This window comes from Rhodothermales bacterium (assembly GCA_041391505.1).
In the GTDB taxonomy this organism is placed as follows: Bacteria; Bacteroidota; Rhodothermia; order Rhodothermales; family JAHQVL01; genus JAWKNW01.
The window spans coordinates 112,354-129,188 of sequence record JAWKNW010000018.1 but is presented as its reverse complement, the minus strand read 5'-3'; the positions used below and the strand labels follow the sequence as shown (position 1 = coordinate 129,188).

General features: G+C 66.4%; 9 protein-coding genes. 5 read left to right on the top strand and 4 right to left on the bottom strand.

What is annotated here, in order from left to right:
* Together R2834_16605 and R2834_16600 are read left to right on the top strand one after the other, a co-directional pair.
* Positions 1-791: lyase family protein (locus R2834_16605; GenBank protein MEZ4701956.1), on the top strand; the 791-nt coding region annotated here is incomplete at its 5' end.
* A 694-nt stretch (positions 792-1,485) separates the two neighbouring features.
* Entirely contained in the window at positions 1,486-3,033 is a 1,548-nt protein-coding gene (locus R2834_16600) for a trypsin-like peptidase domain-containing protein (GenBank protein ID MEZ4701955.1), read from the top strand.
* A 52-nt stretch (positions 3,034-3,085) separates the two neighbouring features.
* Here the strand turns inward: R2834_16600 and R2834_16595 are convergent, their stop codons facing one another.
* Entirely contained in the window at positions 3,086-6,427 is a 3,342-nt protein-coding gene (locus R2834_16595; protein ID MEZ4701954.1) for an AAA family ATPase, read from the bottom strand.
* A gap of 240 nt (positions 6,428-6,667) precedes the next feature.
* Between R2834_16595 and R2834_16590 the strand changes: the two genes are divergently transcribed.
* The gene (locus R2834_16590) at positions 6,668-8,251 is read left to right on the top strand and encodes a T9SS type A sorting domain-containing protein (protein ID MEZ4701953.1); all 1,584 of its coding nucleotides are present in this window, start codon (positions 6,668-6,670) and stop codon (positions 8,249-8,251) included.
* An 81-nt stretch (positions 8,252-8,332) separates the two neighbouring features.
* Positions 8,333-11,206 (top strand): S8 family serine peptidase, encoded by a 2,874-nt coding sequence (locus R2834_16585; protein ID MEZ4701952.1) that lies wholly within the window; start codon positions 8,333-8,335, stop codon positions 11,204-11,206.
* Here R2834_16585 and R2834_16580 read toward each other — a convergent pair.
* Genes R2834_16580 through R2834_16570 form a run of 3 tightly spaced genes read right to left on the bottom strand, consistent with a single transcriptional unit; the run spans position 11,199 to position 14,207 of the window.
* Entirely contained in the window at positions 11,199-12,179 is a 981-nt protein-coding gene (locus R2834_16580) for an NAD(P)H-quinone oxidoreductase (protein MEZ4701951.1), read from the bottom strand. The genes R2834_16585 and R2834_16580 overlap by 8 nt on opposite strands.
* A 19-nt stretch (positions 12,180-12,198) precedes the next feature.
* A complete protein-coding gene (locus tag R2834_16575; GenBank protein MEZ4701950.1) occupies positions 12,199-13,425 on the bottom strand; it encodes a bifunctional alpha/beta hydrolase/OsmC family protein in 1,227 nt (408 codons plus the stop codon).
* A gap of 11 nt (positions 13,426-13,436) precedes the next feature.
* A complete protein-coding gene (locus R2834_16570) occupies positions 13,437-14,207 on the bottom strand; it encodes an NRDE family protein (GenBank protein MEZ4701949.1) in 771 nt (256 codons plus the stop codon).
* Positions 14,208-14,369: 162 nt separating this feature from the next.
* Between R2834_16570 and R2834_16565 the strand changes: the two genes are divergently transcribed.
* Complete coding sequence (locus R2834_16565; GenBank protein ID MEZ4701948.1) at positions 14,370-16,799, top strand: PP2C family protein-serine/threonine phosphatase; 2,430 nt, start codon at positions 14,370-14,372, stop codon at positions 16,797-16,799.
* Positions 16,800-16,835: the final 36 nt, after the last annotated feature.

The window sequence follows — 16,835 nt, the reverse complement described above, 5'->3', positions numbered from 1 at the left end:
TCGCCTCGCAGATCCAGCACGGCATCCGCCGGCTCGAGTACGCATCCGGCGAGCTGTCCGAACTGGCGCTCGGCGGCACGGCCACCGGGACGGGCATCAACTGCCATCCCGATTTCCCCGGAAAGACCATCGCCCTCATCGGCGAGGCGACGGGGCTGACGTTCCGCGAGGCGGAGAACCATTTCGAGGCGCAGGCCGCCAAGGATGCCTTCGTGATGGCCGCCGGCGCGCTCAACACGCTCGCCGTGTCCCTGATGAAGATCGCCAACGACATCCGCCACATGTCCAGCGGCCCGACGAGCGGCCTCGCCGAGATCCGGCTGCCGGCGATCCAGCCCGGCTCGTCGATCATGCCCGGCAAAGTCAACCCGGTCATGAGCGAGGCCCTCATGATGGTCTGCGCCCGCGTCATGGGCAACCACACGACGATCACCGTCGGCGGACAGCACGGCAACTTCGAGCTCAACGTGATGATGCCGGTGATGGCCAGCGCCATGCTCGAGAGCATCGTGATCCTCGCCGGCGCCTGCGACGCCTTCCGCACGAACTGCCTCGAAGGCATCGAAGCCGACCGCGACCGCTGCCGCGAGCTGCTCGAACTCAACCCGTCGATCGCCACGGCCCTCAACGCCGCGATCGGGTACGACAAGGCCGCGACCGTCGCCAAAACGTCCGCCCGGGAGCGGAAGTCCGTCCGCACCGTCGCGAAGGAGATGGGGCTGCTGTCCGACGAGGCCCTCGACCGCTACCTCAACGTACGCGACATGACGGAGCCGGGCATTCCGGGGTGACGGGACTGGGGATCGGGCATTGGTCACTGGGCATTGGTCACTGGGCATTGGTCAATGGGCATTGGTCGATGGGCATTGGTCACTGGGCATTGGTCACTGGGCATTGGTCAATGGGCATTGGTCATTGATGCGAATCAGCCGTTGAAACGTTCAGCAAAAAGAAATGTCATCTCGACCGAAACCCCCGCGTACGCGGGGGGAAGCGGAGAGACCTCCTTATGCCGAGCACTGCGCCATTGAGGATGCGGCAGCGTCGTGATCTCCACATGACATTCAAAAGCCCATGTTAAGGAGGTCTCTCCGCTCCAATGCCGGCAAGCCGGCGTCTTCGGTCGAGATGACATTATTTTGGGACATTTTGCCCCAATTCAACTACGTATTGGCATCATTGGGCATGGGCCAATGGGCAAGGGTCACTGGGGATCGGTCGCTTCGTTTTGGCCATCGGTACGGGGTTATCGGTCGGGATCGGCTTGATGAGGGGCTTCTCATTTCTGCCCATACTAAAGCCGGCGTGTCATCCGTTTAGCCCCTGTACCACGCGAGTCGTCGCTGCGGCACGCTTTTTTCTCATCGGATAGACACCGGGTTCGCCCGCGCCGGCTGACAGGCTGGCATACACCGGATGAATTCGCCGACGATATTATGTCAGGCCGTACGCGCAACGATTCCAGATTCAAAAGAGGTTGAGCATATGAGTGTGAAACGATCGATTCCCATTGCCCTGTTTGTTATCGCGTCGTTCCTGGGCGGGATATTCTTCACAACGGCAGGGTCGAATCTGTTTTCTGACGAGCCTATCACGCCGAGCACCCAGGCGGCCGTCTCCGCGCTCCAGGAGGGTACGACGGCCATCAGCAAGGAAAAAGTAGCATCGGCGCTGGCGCTGGAGGATGCCTTCACCGCCGTCGCCGAATCGGTAAACCCCACGGTAGTCCAGATTCGGCTGGAGAAAGTCATCAGCCGGCAGCAGATGCCGGGCAATTCTCCGCTCGAACAGTTTTTTAATCCGTTCCAGGGCCCCCAGGAAGATTTTCGCTCCGACGGCCTCGGATCGGGCGTCCTGATCCGCGATGACGGCTATATCGTCACCAACAACCACGTCGTGGAAGACGCCGACCAGCTCAAGGTGCGGCTGTCCGACGGCCGCTTCTTCGACGCCACCGTGGTCGGCACCGACCCGCTGAGCGACCTGGCGGTCATCAAGATCGACACCGACCACATGCCGCACGTCTCGTTCGGCACGGCCGACAACCTGCGCGTGGGCCAGTGGGTCATGGCGGTGGGCTCCCCGCTCTCGGAGGACCTCGGCAATACGGTCACCGTGGGCATCGTGAGCGCCCTGGGCCGCACGAGCAACCAGATCTCGCAGCTGAACGTCTTCGCGAGCTTCATCCAGACCGACGCCGCGATCAACCCGGGAAACTCGGGCGGGCCGCTCGTCGATCTCCAGGGCCGGCTCATCGGCATCAACTCGGCCATCTTCTCCCGGTCGGGCGGATACCAGGGCATCGGCTTCGCGATCCCCGTCGACGTCGTTGAAAACGTCGCCACGCAGCTCATCGACCACGGCAAGGTGCGTCGCGGGATGCTCGGCGTCAACTTCGACGGCGTGAGCGAGGCGCTGGCCAACATGCTCGACGTGCCGCGCGGCGCGGCGCAGATCACCTCGGTCCAGGAGGGCAGCGCCGCGGATAAGGCCGGCCTCAAAGAGAACGAGATCATCGTATCCGTCGAGGGCATCGACCTGATGGACGCCAACCAGCTCCGCACCATCATCGGCAACAAGCAGCCGGGCGAGGGCGTCACGCTGGGCGTCATCAACCAGGATTCCGGCAAGAAGCGCACGGTCGACGTCGTGCTCGGCGAACGCAAGGATGACGAAGACGTGGCCGCGAACCAGCGCCCGAGCGAGCGGGACAACGAGCCGGGCGTCGAATCCCTCGGCCTCACCGTCCTGCGCGACGTAACGCCCGACATCCTGCAGAGCCTCGGGCTCGAAGGGGAGTCCATCGAGGGCGTCGTGATCGCCCAGATCGACGAAAACAGCCAGGCCTTCCGCGACGCGGACCTCCGCCGGGGCGACATCATCACCGAAGTGGACCGCAAGACGGTAACGTCGCGGAGCGACTTCATGAAGGTGTACAGCGGCATCGAGGCCGGCGATTCGTTCCTCGTGCGCGTGCTGCGTGCACAGAATGGCAGGTCGGTATCGTTCCTCACAGCCCTTCACAAACCGTAACGGTTGATCGCCGGGGGCGCCCTCTCAAGGGGCGTCCCCGTTTTTTTTGGGGCTATCCGCCGCCCATCACATCGAAATCGCCGGCCAGGACCCGGTCCAGCCGGCCCGTCCGCCACGCCCCCCGGCTGTCGCGCACCAGCGGCGAAGGCTCTTTCCGATAGCGCCGCACGATCACCGCGTTCGCCGGCAGCCCGGCCAGCGTCGCCTCGGCCTGCTGGCGCAGGGCGGCTGCGGTATCCGCCGGCCGCACGGGCTGCGGCGCCACCCGGACCCGCACGCGCAGGCGCTGGAACGATTTCCCCTCGCCGGGCGCCTCCCAGACGTGCCACCCGTCTTCGCCGGCCAGAATCCCGTACGAGCCGAACCCGGTGACGGCGAGGATCATCCGCCCCGGCTCGCTCCCCCCTTCCCCGAACCGTTGCAGCACGGTGTGCCGCATCTGGCGTTTCTGCGCCCAGCCGACGTACATGCCCCCGATCGCCTCCGCGAACTCCCGCGCATCCGCGCCCGCCGGCGCGCCGTCGCGGCCTGTGTCAATCAGGAGGAAGGCGTCGCGCGGCGCGCTCGATGCCTCCTGTTCGATCGCGCGTTCGAGCACATACAGCCGCTGCGCGAGACGCTGGATGAGCACCGGCGAGTAGGCGGACCGCTCCTGCCGGCCTTCGCCCTGCAGCCGGGTCAACAGCGACTCCGCCGTGTCCGCGGCCCGCTCGATGCGATCCATAAACTCGACCTGCGACAGCACGTCGTACCGTCCATCCCACTCCCAGAACGACGCCTCCGCGGTCCGCTCCAGCGCCGCTGCCTTGCGCTGCTCCCACGCGTCGGACTCGATAGCATCCAGCAGCGCCTCGAAGCGATCGACGAGGCCGTCGACCTCGGCCCGCGTGCCGAGGGGTTCGAGCACGAGCGGTTGCAACTGGAAGGGCGCTTCCGGCGGGCGCGCCTCCGCGGCCGGCGCGTCCTCCGTATCGGCCTGATCGGGGTCGATGAACTCGACATCGAGCCCATCCCCCGCGCTGCGCACGAAGAGAAATTGATCGCCCTCGGGAAACTGATGGTTGACGATCGTCATGGCGAGGGGCGAGAGCAGGTAGCGCTCGATGGCCCGCTTGAGCGGGCGGGCGCCCAGTTCGTTGCTGAAGCCCTTTTCGAGCAGGAAATCGAGCGCCGAATCTTCCCATTCGACCGCCCAATCGCGGTTGCGGAGACCGCGGCGCGTGAGCACGTCGCGCAGCTCCTTGAGCAGGATGTCGCGGGCGATGGTCCGGCTGAGGGGGCGGAAGACGACGACGCGGTCGATGCGATTCAGAAACTCCGGGCGGAAGGTCTGCCGCGCCGCACGCTCGACGCTATCCGATGAAAATGTCCTTTGTTCGCCCCCGAAACCCACGCTGTTGCCGGCCGGGACCGCGGCGCCCAGATTCGAGGTGAGGATGATGATCGCGTGGCGGAAGTCGGCCGTGTTTCCCCGGCGGTCGGTGAGCCGGCCGTCGTCGAACACCTGCAGGAAGAGGTCCCAGATGCCCGGATGCGCCTTCTCGAATTCGTCGAGCAGGACGACCGAAAAGGGCTGTTTCCGGATCTGGTTGACGAGCGCGACCGACTCCGCGCCGCGTTCGGCGTCGCCGAGCAGCCGGCGGAGCGCGTCTTCCGTCATGAACTCGCTCATGTCGAGCCGGATCATGCGGTCCGGGTTGCCGAAGAGAAACTGGGCGAGGGTCTTCGCGATCTCCGTTTTCCCCGTCCCGGTGGGCCCGACGAAGAGAAACACGCCGGACGGGCGCGAGGGGTCGCACAGGCCGGCCTTGATCATGGCGACGCGTTCGACCAGGCAATCTACCGCCTCCGGCTGCCCCAGGACGCGCTGCTGAAAGAGGGCGCGGAGGGCGTCCAGATCCAGCCGTTCGCGTTCGCTGAGCAGGGAAGCCGGAAGGCCCGTCAGCTCGGTGAGCGTGGCGATGAGACGTTCGGAGCGGAGCGGCTCGGGATCGCCGGCCTCGGAACGCGTCCCCTGGGCGAGCCGCAGCAAGTCCAGCAGATTGCCCGGCGTGGCCGACTTGTCCAGGTACTGGCGGGCGAGTTGCAGGGCCTCGCGCAGGATCTCCTCGCGGATCGGGGGAAACCCGTCGGCGGTGGCGCGCCGCTCGCTCCAGGCGCGGGCGAGGTCGAGGGTGCGCGTGTCGTCGAGCGGCTCGACGGTGATCGCCTTGAGGCTGGATCGGAGCAGGGGCTTGACCTGGACGATGCGCTCGTAGGCCGCCGGCTCCGTCTCTCCCAGCACCGTCAGGCTGCCGTTTTCGATGAAGGGCGCGATCATGTCGAGCACGCTGCGCGGGTTGTCGCGGTGCCAGCCGGCGAAGATGAGGTCGTGGAAGTCCGCGATGACCCAGAGCACCTTGCGATGGCCGGCGAGGTTGCGCATCAGCTCCTGGACGCGTTCTTCGAGCTGGCCGACAAACATCTGGCCGGCGACGACATCCATCGCGCCGGCTTCGAAGACGATCCACCCCTCGGCCTGGAGGCGGCCGGCGACGGCGTGGATGAGCGTGGTCTTCCCGACGCCGGCGTCGCCTACGACGAGCGCCGAGCGCGACCGATCCTGGCGCAAGGCTTCGAGCACCTGGTCGGCATGGTGATCCAGGACGGCATGGGGCACGATGTCGTGGACCGGCGGCTGGGCCCATACGGTGCCGATCCGCCCCAGCGCCTTGCGGTCGATCAGGGCGCTGCGCCAGGCGTGCAGCTCGGCGGCGAGCGGTTGCAGGGCGTCCAGATGCAGCGCCGCGAGGAGCCCCTCGACCACGTCGGCCTGTTCGGTCTCCAGCTCGTCGAGAAGGCCCTCGAACGTGATGCGTTCCCCTTCGTCGATGCGTTCTCCGACAAAGCCGCGCAGAAATTCGAGCAGGATGGGGTTGTCCTTCCACCAGGTCTGCCCCGCCAGGAGGAGCCGGCCGGCCAGCTGCCGGCCGCCGTGGCGCTGCATGGCGCGCGTGGCGAAGAAAAACGGCCAGAGGTAGATGCGCTGGATCCGCTCGAGGATGCGGATGGCGATGGAGGGATCCTCCGGCTTTTGCGCGAGCGCCTCGAGCGCGAGGCACGAGATCACCAGATTCTCGCCGGCGGCATACGCGAGGAGCACCTCGACCGGGAAGTCCGCCTCGACGAGCTGGGCGAGGGTTTCCTGAAACCGGGCATGGGTGAGCAGGTCCCGCGGATGCGCGGAGCGGTGCAGGAACGGTTCGAGTTCCTCCGCGACGCTATACAGGTTGCGCTGCAGGGCATCGCCCACGGCGGCCGGCTTGTTCGAGGCGCCGTCCGCGCGGCGCCGGCCGATGAACCAGATCAAGAATCCGAGCAGCAGCCCGACGAAGAGAAAAAACGCGTGTTCCATTCCTGAAAAGCTTGCCATTCGGGGGGTCGATAATTCCGCCAAGAATTGAGCCAACCTTAATAAAGTAACCCCCCGTCAATCCGATTACATGTTCAAACCCCACCTCCCTGTTCAACTACCGCTTCGACGGATAACTGGCATGGATCTATGAATTTGTATGTTTCCCGGTACTCCGCGGCAACACTAGGGCTCGTGTGTTTGCTTTTCGCGGCGGCCACCCCCGCAGCACAGGCGCAGCACGTGAGCATTCAATCGGCCTGTGGGGCCGACTGGGAATTGCCGATCAGCGTCAAGGACGCTAAAAAGCAGACAGAGACCCTCACCATCGGCCAGTCGTCCTCGGCGTCTGACGCGGTCAATGCAACCTGTGGCGAGGCCGACACCCCGCCGCCTCCGCCGCCCGGCATCTTTGGGGCGCGCTTTCTTCTTCCCGACGCAAAATCGTATTCGGCGGCCGACTACCGGAGCAATGGGTCGCAGCGCGTCACCTGGCGCATCGTCCTGAGCGGCGCCCACTCGTTTACGTTCGAATGGGACCCGACGGCGCTGCCGGCCGGCGATTTCTGGCTCAAAGATACGATCAATGGCGGCTATGTCAGCATCGACATGGCCACCACGACCAAATATGTGCTCACGGACAAGACGATCACGGAGCTCGTGATCGAACGGTATCCCGACGGTCCGTGCATCGATCTGCCGGTGACGGCCGGCTGGAATCTCTTTTCGATCCCGCTGGAAGCTTATGATATGCGTCCCCAGGCCCTCTTCTCGGACAAGCGCGCGCGCCCCTACGGGTTCAACGCCGGCTATGAGGCCCCCGCGCAGCTGGCGACGGGCAAAGGGTACTGGATGCAATTCAAAAAAGCGGCGACCTACAGCATCTGCGGCATCTACGCCGACGGCGGCATCGACGTGGCGATCGGCTGGAACCTCGTTGGTCCCCACAATCAGTCCAAGCCCATCGGGTCGATCGTCAAGAACCCCTCGACCACGGTGCTGTCCAGCTACTACGGCTACGACGGGACCATGTTTGTGACGGACAGCCTGAAGGCCGGCCGCGGGTACTGGGTCAACTCGAACAAGGTGGCCGTTCTGACCGTCGGCGCGGGCAAGACCGATGCGGACCCCTTCAGCCGGCCCTTCGCGGTGCGCGCCGAGGATCCGGAATGGACGACGCTCCGGCTGACCACTGCGAGCGGGAGCACGCAGACCCTGTTTGTATCGCAGCGGGCCCTGTCGAGCGATGAGACCTTCGACTACGCCTTGCCGCCAAAGGCCCCCGGGGACGTTTTCGACGCCCGCTTCGCCTCGGGCCTGCAGGTCGCGGCCCTGTTCGCCGCGCCGGCGCTCATCGAGCTGAGCGGCGTGGACTACCCCCTCACGCTCACTGCCGAAAATCTCAGCGATCAGGCCCTGTACGTGACGGATGGATCCGGCCAGTCCGCGTTCTACACCGCGGTGCAGGAGAGCCGGCCGGCGACGATTACGGAGCCCATGGGCCTGTTGCGGCTCACGCTCGGCGCGGAACAGGTCGGAACGGAAGACCCGACGACGTTCGACACCGCCTTCGCGCTGCATCCGGGCTATCCCAATCCGTTCTCGCGCACGACGACGCTGAAATACCAGTTGCCGACCTCCGCTTCGGTGCGGCTCCGCGTCTTCAACGCCCTCGGCCAGATCGTGGCCACGCTCGAAGAGAGCATCCAGGCTCCGGGGGTCTACGAGCGGACGTTCGATGCGAGCGCGCTCTCCGCCGGCTTCTACTACTACACGCTGGAAGCCGGTGACTATCGCGCCGCGCGGACCCTCGTGCTCGTCAAGTAACGCCAGCCCACCCCCCGTTCGAACCGGCGGCGATGCCGCCCGCCTGGCCCTCAGCACCCATTATTCCGGCTAACGATTATCATGGCTAACCTCTACAAAACCGTCGTTTTGCTGCTCGTACTGAGCATCCTGCCGACGCGCAGCTACGCCCAGATGGCGACGCAAGCACACGTGCTCGAGATGGCGGACAAAGCCCGCGCCGCGGGCTCCGTCCGCGTCATCGCCGTGCTGGACACCGCGTCCGCCGCGGGAAAAACCTCCACCGTCAACCGCCTGATGTCGCTCAGCCTGAGCGATGCCCGGGTGTATGAAAACTTCCCGCTGGTGGCGCTCGAAGTCGATGCCGCCGGCCTGGCCACCCTCACCGGCATGTCCGGCGTGACGGCCGTCCAGGAAGACCTCCCCGTGCCGCCCGTGCTGGCGGAAGCGACCCAGATCATCGGCGCCCAGGCCGCCTGGGCGGCCAGCAAGACGGGTCTGAACCAGACCGTGGCCATCCTCGACTCGGGCTACAACCTGAACCACGTCTTCTACAAGGCCCGCATCCGGGAAGAGGCGTGTTTCTCCAAAAACGTCGCGGGCGTCTCCACGTCGATCTGCCCGAACGGCCAGGACACGCAGACGGGCACGGGCTCGGGGGCCGGCTGCGATCCGACCACCGTCGGCCACGGCTGCCTCCACGGCACCGGGGTCACGGGCGTCGTGATCGGTAAGGACAACGGCTCGATCGGCTTCAACGGCGTCGCGAAGGATGCCAAGGCCACCATCATCACCGTCTTTTCGAACCACGGCGGCGGCAACGTGTTGGCGTGGCCGTCCGACTACATCGCCGCGCTCGATTACGTCTACTCCCGGCGCACGACCTACGCGATCGCGGCCGTCAACATGAGCCTGGGCGGCGGACGCTACACAAACCACGATCAGTGCGACGCCGCCAACGCGGCGACCAAGACCGCGATCGACCAGCTCGCGGCGGCCGGCATCGCGACGATCATCGCCAGCGGCAACAACGGCTATACCAAATCGATTTCCTCGCCGGCCTGTATATCGACGGCGATCGCGGTCGGCGCCACGACCAAAGACGACGCGATCACCTCGTTCAGCAACCACGCCAGCATGGTCAAGCTGCTCGCGCCGGGACAGAGTATCACCACGTCGTACGATTTCACGGGCGGGTACTCCGCCGTGAGCGGCACCAGCTTCTCGGCCCCGATGACCGCCGGCGCCTGGGCCGTCATGCGCCAGGCCAAGCCGACGGCGACCATCAGCCAGATCCTGAACGCCTTCATCGACACGGGGGTGATGATCAGCGGCCGGTCGGGCGTGGCCCCCATCCCCCGCATCCAGCTCGACGCCGCCATCGCCGATCTGGCTTGCGGCTACGACTGGAAGCTGTACATGACGGCCAAGGACAAATACAAGCTCGAAAACACCTTCGCGATCGGCCAGAGCACGTCGAACACCAACGCCCTCGACGCCTCCTGCGGCGAGTCCAAGCTGCCCCCGCCCCCGCCCAGCGAAGTGTTTCACACGTCCTTCCTGCTGCCGGACGGCATCACGTACACGAACAACGACTACCGGCCGGCGGCGACGGTGCCCCAGACCTGGACGCTCAACATCAGCGGCGGCATCCCCATCACCTTCACGTGGGACCCCAGCCGCCTCTCGACGGGCTTCTACCGGATGACCGACACCGAAACCGGCGCCATCGTGAACGTCGACCTCAAGGCCACCAACACGTACCGTCTCGTCGACAAAACCACGCAGACGCTCACCATCCAGCGTTTCCCGGCCGGCTCCTGCGTCGATTTCAACGTCGTCAAGGGATGGAACATGCTCTCCATTCCCATCGACCCGCTCGATAACCGCATCGGCGCGCTGTTCAACGACAAGAAGGCCTCGGCATTCGGGTACGCCGGCGGGTACGCCGACGCGCTGACGCTCGATCAGGGTAAAGGGTACTGGTTCTATTCGTCCAAGCCCAAAACCTTCAACGTCTGCGGGCACACGCCGGGCACCAACGTGCCTCTGGTCGCCGGCTGGAATCTCATCGGCGGGTTCGATGTCGACATGAAAGCCAGCACGCTAACCACCTCGCCGGGCGGGCTGATCCAGTCTGCCTTCTACGGCTACGACAACGGGTACGTGGAGGCCGACTCGCTCAAGAAGGGCCGGGCGTACTGGGTCAAATCCAGCGGCGCCGGCAACCTGGTGGTGCAGACCGGCATCTCGGGCGCGCCGCAGCAGCCGATCGACCGCCCCGTGGCCACCCTCTCGCGCCGGCGCAGCGTCGACTCGACGTGGACCGAACTGGAGATCGTCGACGCCGCCGGCCAGGTGCAGACGCTGTATCTGGCGCCCAGGACGCTCGAGGAAGACGACGCGATCGCGTTCCTCCGCCCCCCGATGCCGCCCGAGCTTACGTTTGACGCCCGGTTTATCGACAACGCCCAGGTGGGCATCCTCGACGCGAAGGCCGACACCGTGCTGCTCCGGGGCGCCGCCTTCCCGATCCGCGTGACGGCGCACAACCTGAACAGCCGGCGCATCACGCTCAACGACGCCGCGCGCGACGTCTACGCCGAAACGCTGTCGGAGGGCAAAACGATCACGCTCGCCCAGCCCGTTTCCGGCCTGCTCCTCAGCGCGGCCGCCGTAGCCTCGTCGACGGACGACGAGGGGCTCCTGCCGATCGCGTATGCGCTCGAGCAGAGCTATCCGAACCCGTTCAGCGAGCGGACCACCATCCGGTTTGCGCTGCCGCGGGCCGGCCACGTCGCGCTGCGGGTCTATGACGTCCTCGGCCGCGAGGTGGAGGAACTCGTCGACGCCCCGATGCCGGCCGGCTACCACGAAGTCGTGTTCGACGGCTCCCGCGCCGCCTCCGGCCTCTACGTCTACCGGATCGAAACGGACGACTATGTGGCGATCCGCCAGATGATGCGCGTCAGGTAACGCGCAGCACGAGCTTCCCCGTATTCAGGTTGGCCTCCATGCGGCTGTGCGCCGCCTCGACATCGGACCAGTCGTAGACGGTATCGATGACGGGCACGAGGTGGCCCTCCTGAATGCGGGGAAGCATATCGGCGCAGAAGGCCCGGGTGAGTTCGGCCTTGTAGTCGGCGCTGCGGTTGCGGAGCGTCGAGCAGAGGATCTGGAGCCGTTTGCGAAAGAGGTGGCGGAGGCTGATCGACTCCACGCGGCTTCCGCCCATCAGCGCCAGGATGACGAGCCGGCCATCCATCCCCAGCGATTCGACATTGCGTTCGAAGTAGTCGGCCCCGATAAAATCCAGGACGACATCTACCCCTTTGCGGTTCGTCAGCCCCATCACGGCCTCGTCGAACGCCTCGTCCCGGTAATCGATCGCCGCCGCGGCGCCCAGGGCGAGACACGTCGGATGCTTCTGGCGCGACGCGGTCACATAAACCCGGGCGCCCAGCAGGCGGGCCATCTGGATGGCCGCCGTCCCGACACCGCTCGCGCCGGCGTGGATCAGCACGGTTTCGCCGGCCTGGAGCCGGCCCAGCCATACCAGCGCCTGGTAGGCGGTCATGAACACCTCCGGTATCGCGGCCGCCTCTTCGTACGAGAGGCGATCCGGTACGGGGATCGCCATGCGGGCCGGAATAACCACGTACTGCGCATACCCGCCCCCCGGGAGCAGCGCGCACACCCGGTCCCCGCCGCGCCATCCGCGGACCTGTGCGCCCACGACCTCGACTTCGCCGGCCATTTCCAGACCCAGCACCGGGCTCGCGCCTTCCGGCGGCGGATACATGCCCTTGCGCTGCAGCAGATCGGCCCGGTTGAGGGCCGTCGCATGGACGCGCACGAGGAGGTCGTCCGGCCCGCAGGTCGGCATCGGACGTTCCTGAAACACAAGCCGGCTGTGGGCGCCGGCGCCTTCTACATGGATGACGTGCATGAGGGTGTGGGATGCGCGATCACGATGCGAGGGTCGTGATCACGGATACTTCGGTGTGGAGGGTGCGATGAACCGGGCAGCGGTCGGCGATCTCGAGGAGACGCGTTTTCTGGGTGTCGTCGAGGGGGCCGAGGAGTTCGATCTCCCGGTCGATCCGGTCGATCTTCCCCGTCTTCTGCTCGCAGGAAGCACAATCCTCCGCGTGGATCTTCTCGTGGCGAAGGCGAGTGACGACGCCTTCGAGCGGCCAGTTCTTGCGGTCGGCGTACATCCGCAGCGTCATCGACGTGCAGGCGCCGAGGGCGGCGGCGAGGAGGCCGTACGGACTCGGGCCGAGATCGGTCCCGCCCAGCGACACCGGCTCGTCGGCGACGAGGGCGTGGCCCTGCGCCGTGATTTCCGTCACGTAGCCTTCCCGGCCCACGCGCGCCGTCACGCGGGCGTCGTGCGCGTCGCCTTCGTGGCCGGCGGCGGGCGCCGGCGCGGGCGCGAGGTACTTGCCAGCCCAGGCCGCGAGCACCTCGCCCACATACTGCGAGTCCGCCTCATCGCTCAGCAGGTGATCCGCCTGATCGAGCGAGACGAAGCTTTTGGGATGGCGCGCCGCCTGAAAAAGCAGCGCGGCGTTCTCGATGCCGACGATCTCATCCAGCGGCGCGTGGAAAATCAGTAGCGCCCGGCCCAGGGTCTTCAGGTTATCGTCCACCCGCTGCGCCTCGATGTCGTCCAGAAACGATTTCCGGATCGTGAACGACCGGCCGCCGAGGGAAATATCCGCCTCGCCATCGGTTTCGATGCGCCGGGCGGCGTCGCCCAGCAGATTGGTCACGTGGGCCGGATCGTGCGGCGCGCCGATGGTCGCAACCGCGCGGACGGAAGGAAGCTGGGCGGCCGCCTTCAGCACGGCGGCTCCGCCGAGGGAGTGCCCGACGAGGATGGCCGGCCCCCGGTCGTACCGTTCCAGGAAGGCCGCCGCGTCGACCAGGTCCTCGACGTTGGAAGAAAAGGTCGTGTCGGCGAAGTCGCCCTCGCTTTCGCCCAGCCCGGTAAAATCGAACCGGAGCACGGCGATGCCCCGCCGGTTCAGCGCGCGGCTGATGTGGCCGACCGCGGTGAGGCTCTTGCCGCACGTAAAGCAGTGCGCGAACAGCGCATAGGCACGCGGCGCGCCCTCGATCGGCATGTCGAGCCGCGCGCTGAGGCGCTGCCCGTCTCTATTCTCAAACGTCAGGTTTTCGTAGCGCATGGTACGGTACGTCAGGTGTGCTCCAGCGTAAAGCGGGCGCGGGCCGTGGTCGGCCGGCGGCCGTCCGGATAATACGTACGTTCGACGACTTCGACCCGCTCCTCCCGATCCACGAGCATCACGGTGGAGCACCGGGTGCCGTACGCGTCGCCCTCGATAAACACCGCCGAGAGGCGCCGCTCCCATTCGAGCGGCACGCCGGTGCGGGGCAACTGGTCGTCGGGCGCCTCGACCGGGTCATGGAGCCCGTCCAGCAGGCGATCGGGGTCGAGCGTGCGGGAGCGGAGCGCATCTTCCAGCATGGCCTTGCCCCGGATGACCTTCGGCCACGGGGTATCCAGCGCCCGATTGCTCAGCCCGTAGATCCCCGGCGTGAGGATGCGGACGCCCGCCTCCCGGTTCGTGTGGTAGCCGAGCTGCGACGCGTCGCCGGCGATGAGGTTGAAGCCGTTGAAGGGCTCCGACGCCCCGGCGAGGCGCGCGAGGTAGTCGGCGGCGGATTCCGTACCGGCAAGATAGTCGACGACCAGCCGGCCGCGGGTCGGCGCATCCTGCCGTTCGGCGCCGGGTTCGCGCACGTTGGTGAGGACGCCGAAGCGCCCCCGGCGATCCACCCCGAACCAGGTGCCGCCGGCGGACAGGTCGCGCCCCGCCACGATGCCGGGCGGGTCGTCCCACGGCGCCAGCGGCCGCGCCGGCCGGTCGAAAAACTCGTCGCGATTCGTGGCCAGGACGAGGCGATAGGCGGGATGGACGTCGTGGGCGAGGACGAGGAGGCACATGGGGGATGCGGGATGGGGGATGCGGGATGCAGGATGCGGGATGCAGGATGCAGGATGCGGGATGCAGGATGCGGGATGCAGGATGCGGGATCATACAGGGTGGGCTCGAACCTCGGGGGGCTTCGCAGGTACACGTCGCACACAAAGGAATCCTGCCCGTTCATGAAGCCCATCGCACGCTCCGTAGAGAACATCCTGGTGGCAGCCGCCGGCGTACTCGGCCTGGTGCTGTTCCTGGTGTTTTTCCCCCGGGTACAGCCCTCGGCCCAACTGGGCTTGACGGTCAGCCGCGACCAGGCGTTTGAGATCGCCGAGGCGCAGCTCGAGGCGGCCGGCGTCGATATGACACCCTACACGGAGCGGTCGATCCGGTTCTCGACGGAGAACCGAAACGACGCCTTTTACCGATCGATCGGCGCCCCGGCCGACGCGCGGGCCCGGCTGGAAGCGCATGCGCCGGGTGCGTTCTGGGTGGCCCGGTTCGCCAATCCGGAAGCGGGCGATTTCTACCGGGTGCATGTCGGCCCCGGGGGCGACGTATTTTATTGTACCCGCCAGATCCCCGAGCGGGAGTCGGGGGCGCACCTCGAGCAGGCCGAGGCGCGCCAGATCGCGCGCGATGCCCTCGATGGCCGGATGGCGGTAGACTGGAGCGCCTACCGCGAGGTCGACGCCCAGTCGATGAACATGCTCGCGCGGAGCGAACATTCCTTCACCTGGGAGACGACGGAGGCCGTCCTCGGCGACGCCCATCTGCGTCTGACCGCGACGGTCTCGGGCGACGCGCTGGCCAGCTGGAGGCGGTCGATCGACTTCCCGGCCGATTTTGCGAGCACGTACGCGTCGCATCAGACGACGAGCCGGCTCGCCGGCATCCTCACCCTCATCCTGTCGATCGCCCTCTGGATCGTGGCGCTGTTCATTTTCGCCATCCGCTTCAAGGCGAGCGAGGTGAGCGTCCGCAACGGCCTGCTCGTCACGGCGGTGCTGCTGACCCTGTTCGCGGTGTATTTCATCGACGTCTTTTCGGTGTTCGAGGAGACGGTCGAGGGGCTGCCGGGCCAGAGCATGACCGTGCTGTACATCAACCTCGGGTTGCAGGTCTTTTTCACCTGCCTGGGGTTCTTCTTCATCTGGATCGCCGGCGAGTCGCACATGCGCGATCTCTGGCCGGCGAAGCTCCGCACCTTCGACGGCCTCTTCGCGCGTTATTTCACGTTCACCGACATCGGCCGGAGCATCCTGCGGGGATACGGACTGGGGCTGGGGCAACTCGGTTTGTGGTACGCGGTGTTGTACGGCCTCACCCGCCTGCCGGCCCTGTGGCCGACGGTGAGCGCGACGGAGCGGCAGATCCTCTCGGCGGCGAGCCTGTCGCTCGCGCCGTGGCCGCCGCTGGCGCCGTTCGCCTACGCCGCGATCGGCGCGATGCTGGCGACGGGGTATATCTTCCTCTTCGCGATGCCCCTGCTCACGAAGCTCACGCGCCACTACGGGCTGGCCGCCGGCATCACGGCCGCCGTGTCGGGCGCCCTGTTTTTCGATCTGACCGTCACCCATCCGCATTGGGGCACGGCCGTCGCCGGCATCGTCGTCAGCAGCCTAGCCCTCGGGTTCTTTTTCAAATACGACCTGTTCGCGGTGTGGGTCGGCATCTTTATCTCCCAGATTGTGCCGTACCTCGCGATGCTTGTCGCCCAGCCGGCCGGCCCCCTGCTGAGCAGCGGCATCTCCGGCATCTCGGTACTGGTGCTGGCGCTCGTGTTCGGCCTCTGGGTGCGGCTGAACGGGAGGACGCTGCGCGCGGATCAGATCGAACCGGTGTACGTCCGCCACATCAGCGAACGGCAGCGGCTCAAGCTCGAGCTGGACATCGCCCGGAAGGCGCAGCTCCAGATGCTGCCGCAGAAACTGCCACAGATCTCGGGCCTCGACATCGCGGCGTTCTCCGAGCCGGCGCGCCAGGTGGGCGGCGACTACTTCGACTTTTTCGAGCTGGGCCCGGACCACCTCGGCTTCGCCGTCGGCGACGTATCGGGCAAAGGCATGCCGGCGGCGCTCTACATGACGATGCTCAAGGGATCGCTGCAGTCGCAGGCCAACCTCGAAACCCCGCCGGCGGCGACGCTGAGCCGCATCAACCGGACGTTTTATAAATCCGCCGAAGCGAACACGTTCGTCACGCTCACCTACGGCGTCATCAGCATCCGGGAGAGCCTGCTGACGTTCGCGCGCGCCGGCCATAACCCGATGATCGTCTACCGCCCCGCCGGCCAGATCGTGTTTTACCTCCAGCCACCCGGCATCGGCATCGGGCTCGAGCAGGGCGAGGTGTTCGACCGCGTCCTCAAGGAAGAGCGCTTTACGCTGCAGGCCGGCGATACCCTCATCCTGTACACCGACGGGCTGACCGACGGGCGCAACAGCCGCGAGGAGTTGTTCGGAAACGACCGGCTCACCAGCCTGCTGAAAGCCACGCGCTATACGAGCGCCGAAGAACTGCTCGACGCGATCCGCGCCGGCTACAACGCCTTTGTCGGCCGCGCCGAACCGTACGACGACCTCACCTGTATGGTGATCAAGGTCAACTAGACGCCCCGCCCGCACCGACCCCGCCTTTTTTATCCT

Coding starts and splice junctions, on each gene's coding strand:
- R2834_16600 (MEZ4701955.1), top strand. CDS start 1,486: ATGAGTGTGAAACGATCGATTCCCATTGCCCTGTTTGTTATCGCGTCG.
- R2834_16595 (MEZ4701954.1), bottom strand. CDS start 6,427: ATGGAACACGCGTTTTTTCTCTTCGTCGGGCTGCTGCTCGGATTCTTG.
- R2834_16585 (MEZ4701952.1), top strand. CDS start 8,333: ATGGCTAACCTCTACAAAACCGTCGTTTTGCTGCTCGTACTGAGCATC.
- R2834_16580 (MEZ4701951.1), bottom strand. CDS start 12,179: ATGCACGTCATCCATGTAGAAGGCGCCGGCGCCCACAGCCGGCTTGTG.
- R2834_16575 (MEZ4701950.1), bottom strand. CDS start 13,425: ATGCGCTACGAAAACCTGACGTTTGAGAATAGAGACGGGCAGCGCCTC.
- R2834_16570 (MEZ4701949.1), bottom strand. CDS start 14,207: ATGTGCCTCCTCGTCCTCGCCCACGACGTCCATCCCGCCTATCGCCTC.
- R2834_16565 (MEZ4701948.1), top strand. CDS start 14,370: ATGAAGCCCATCGCACGCTCCGTAGAGAACATCCTGGTGGCAGCCGCC.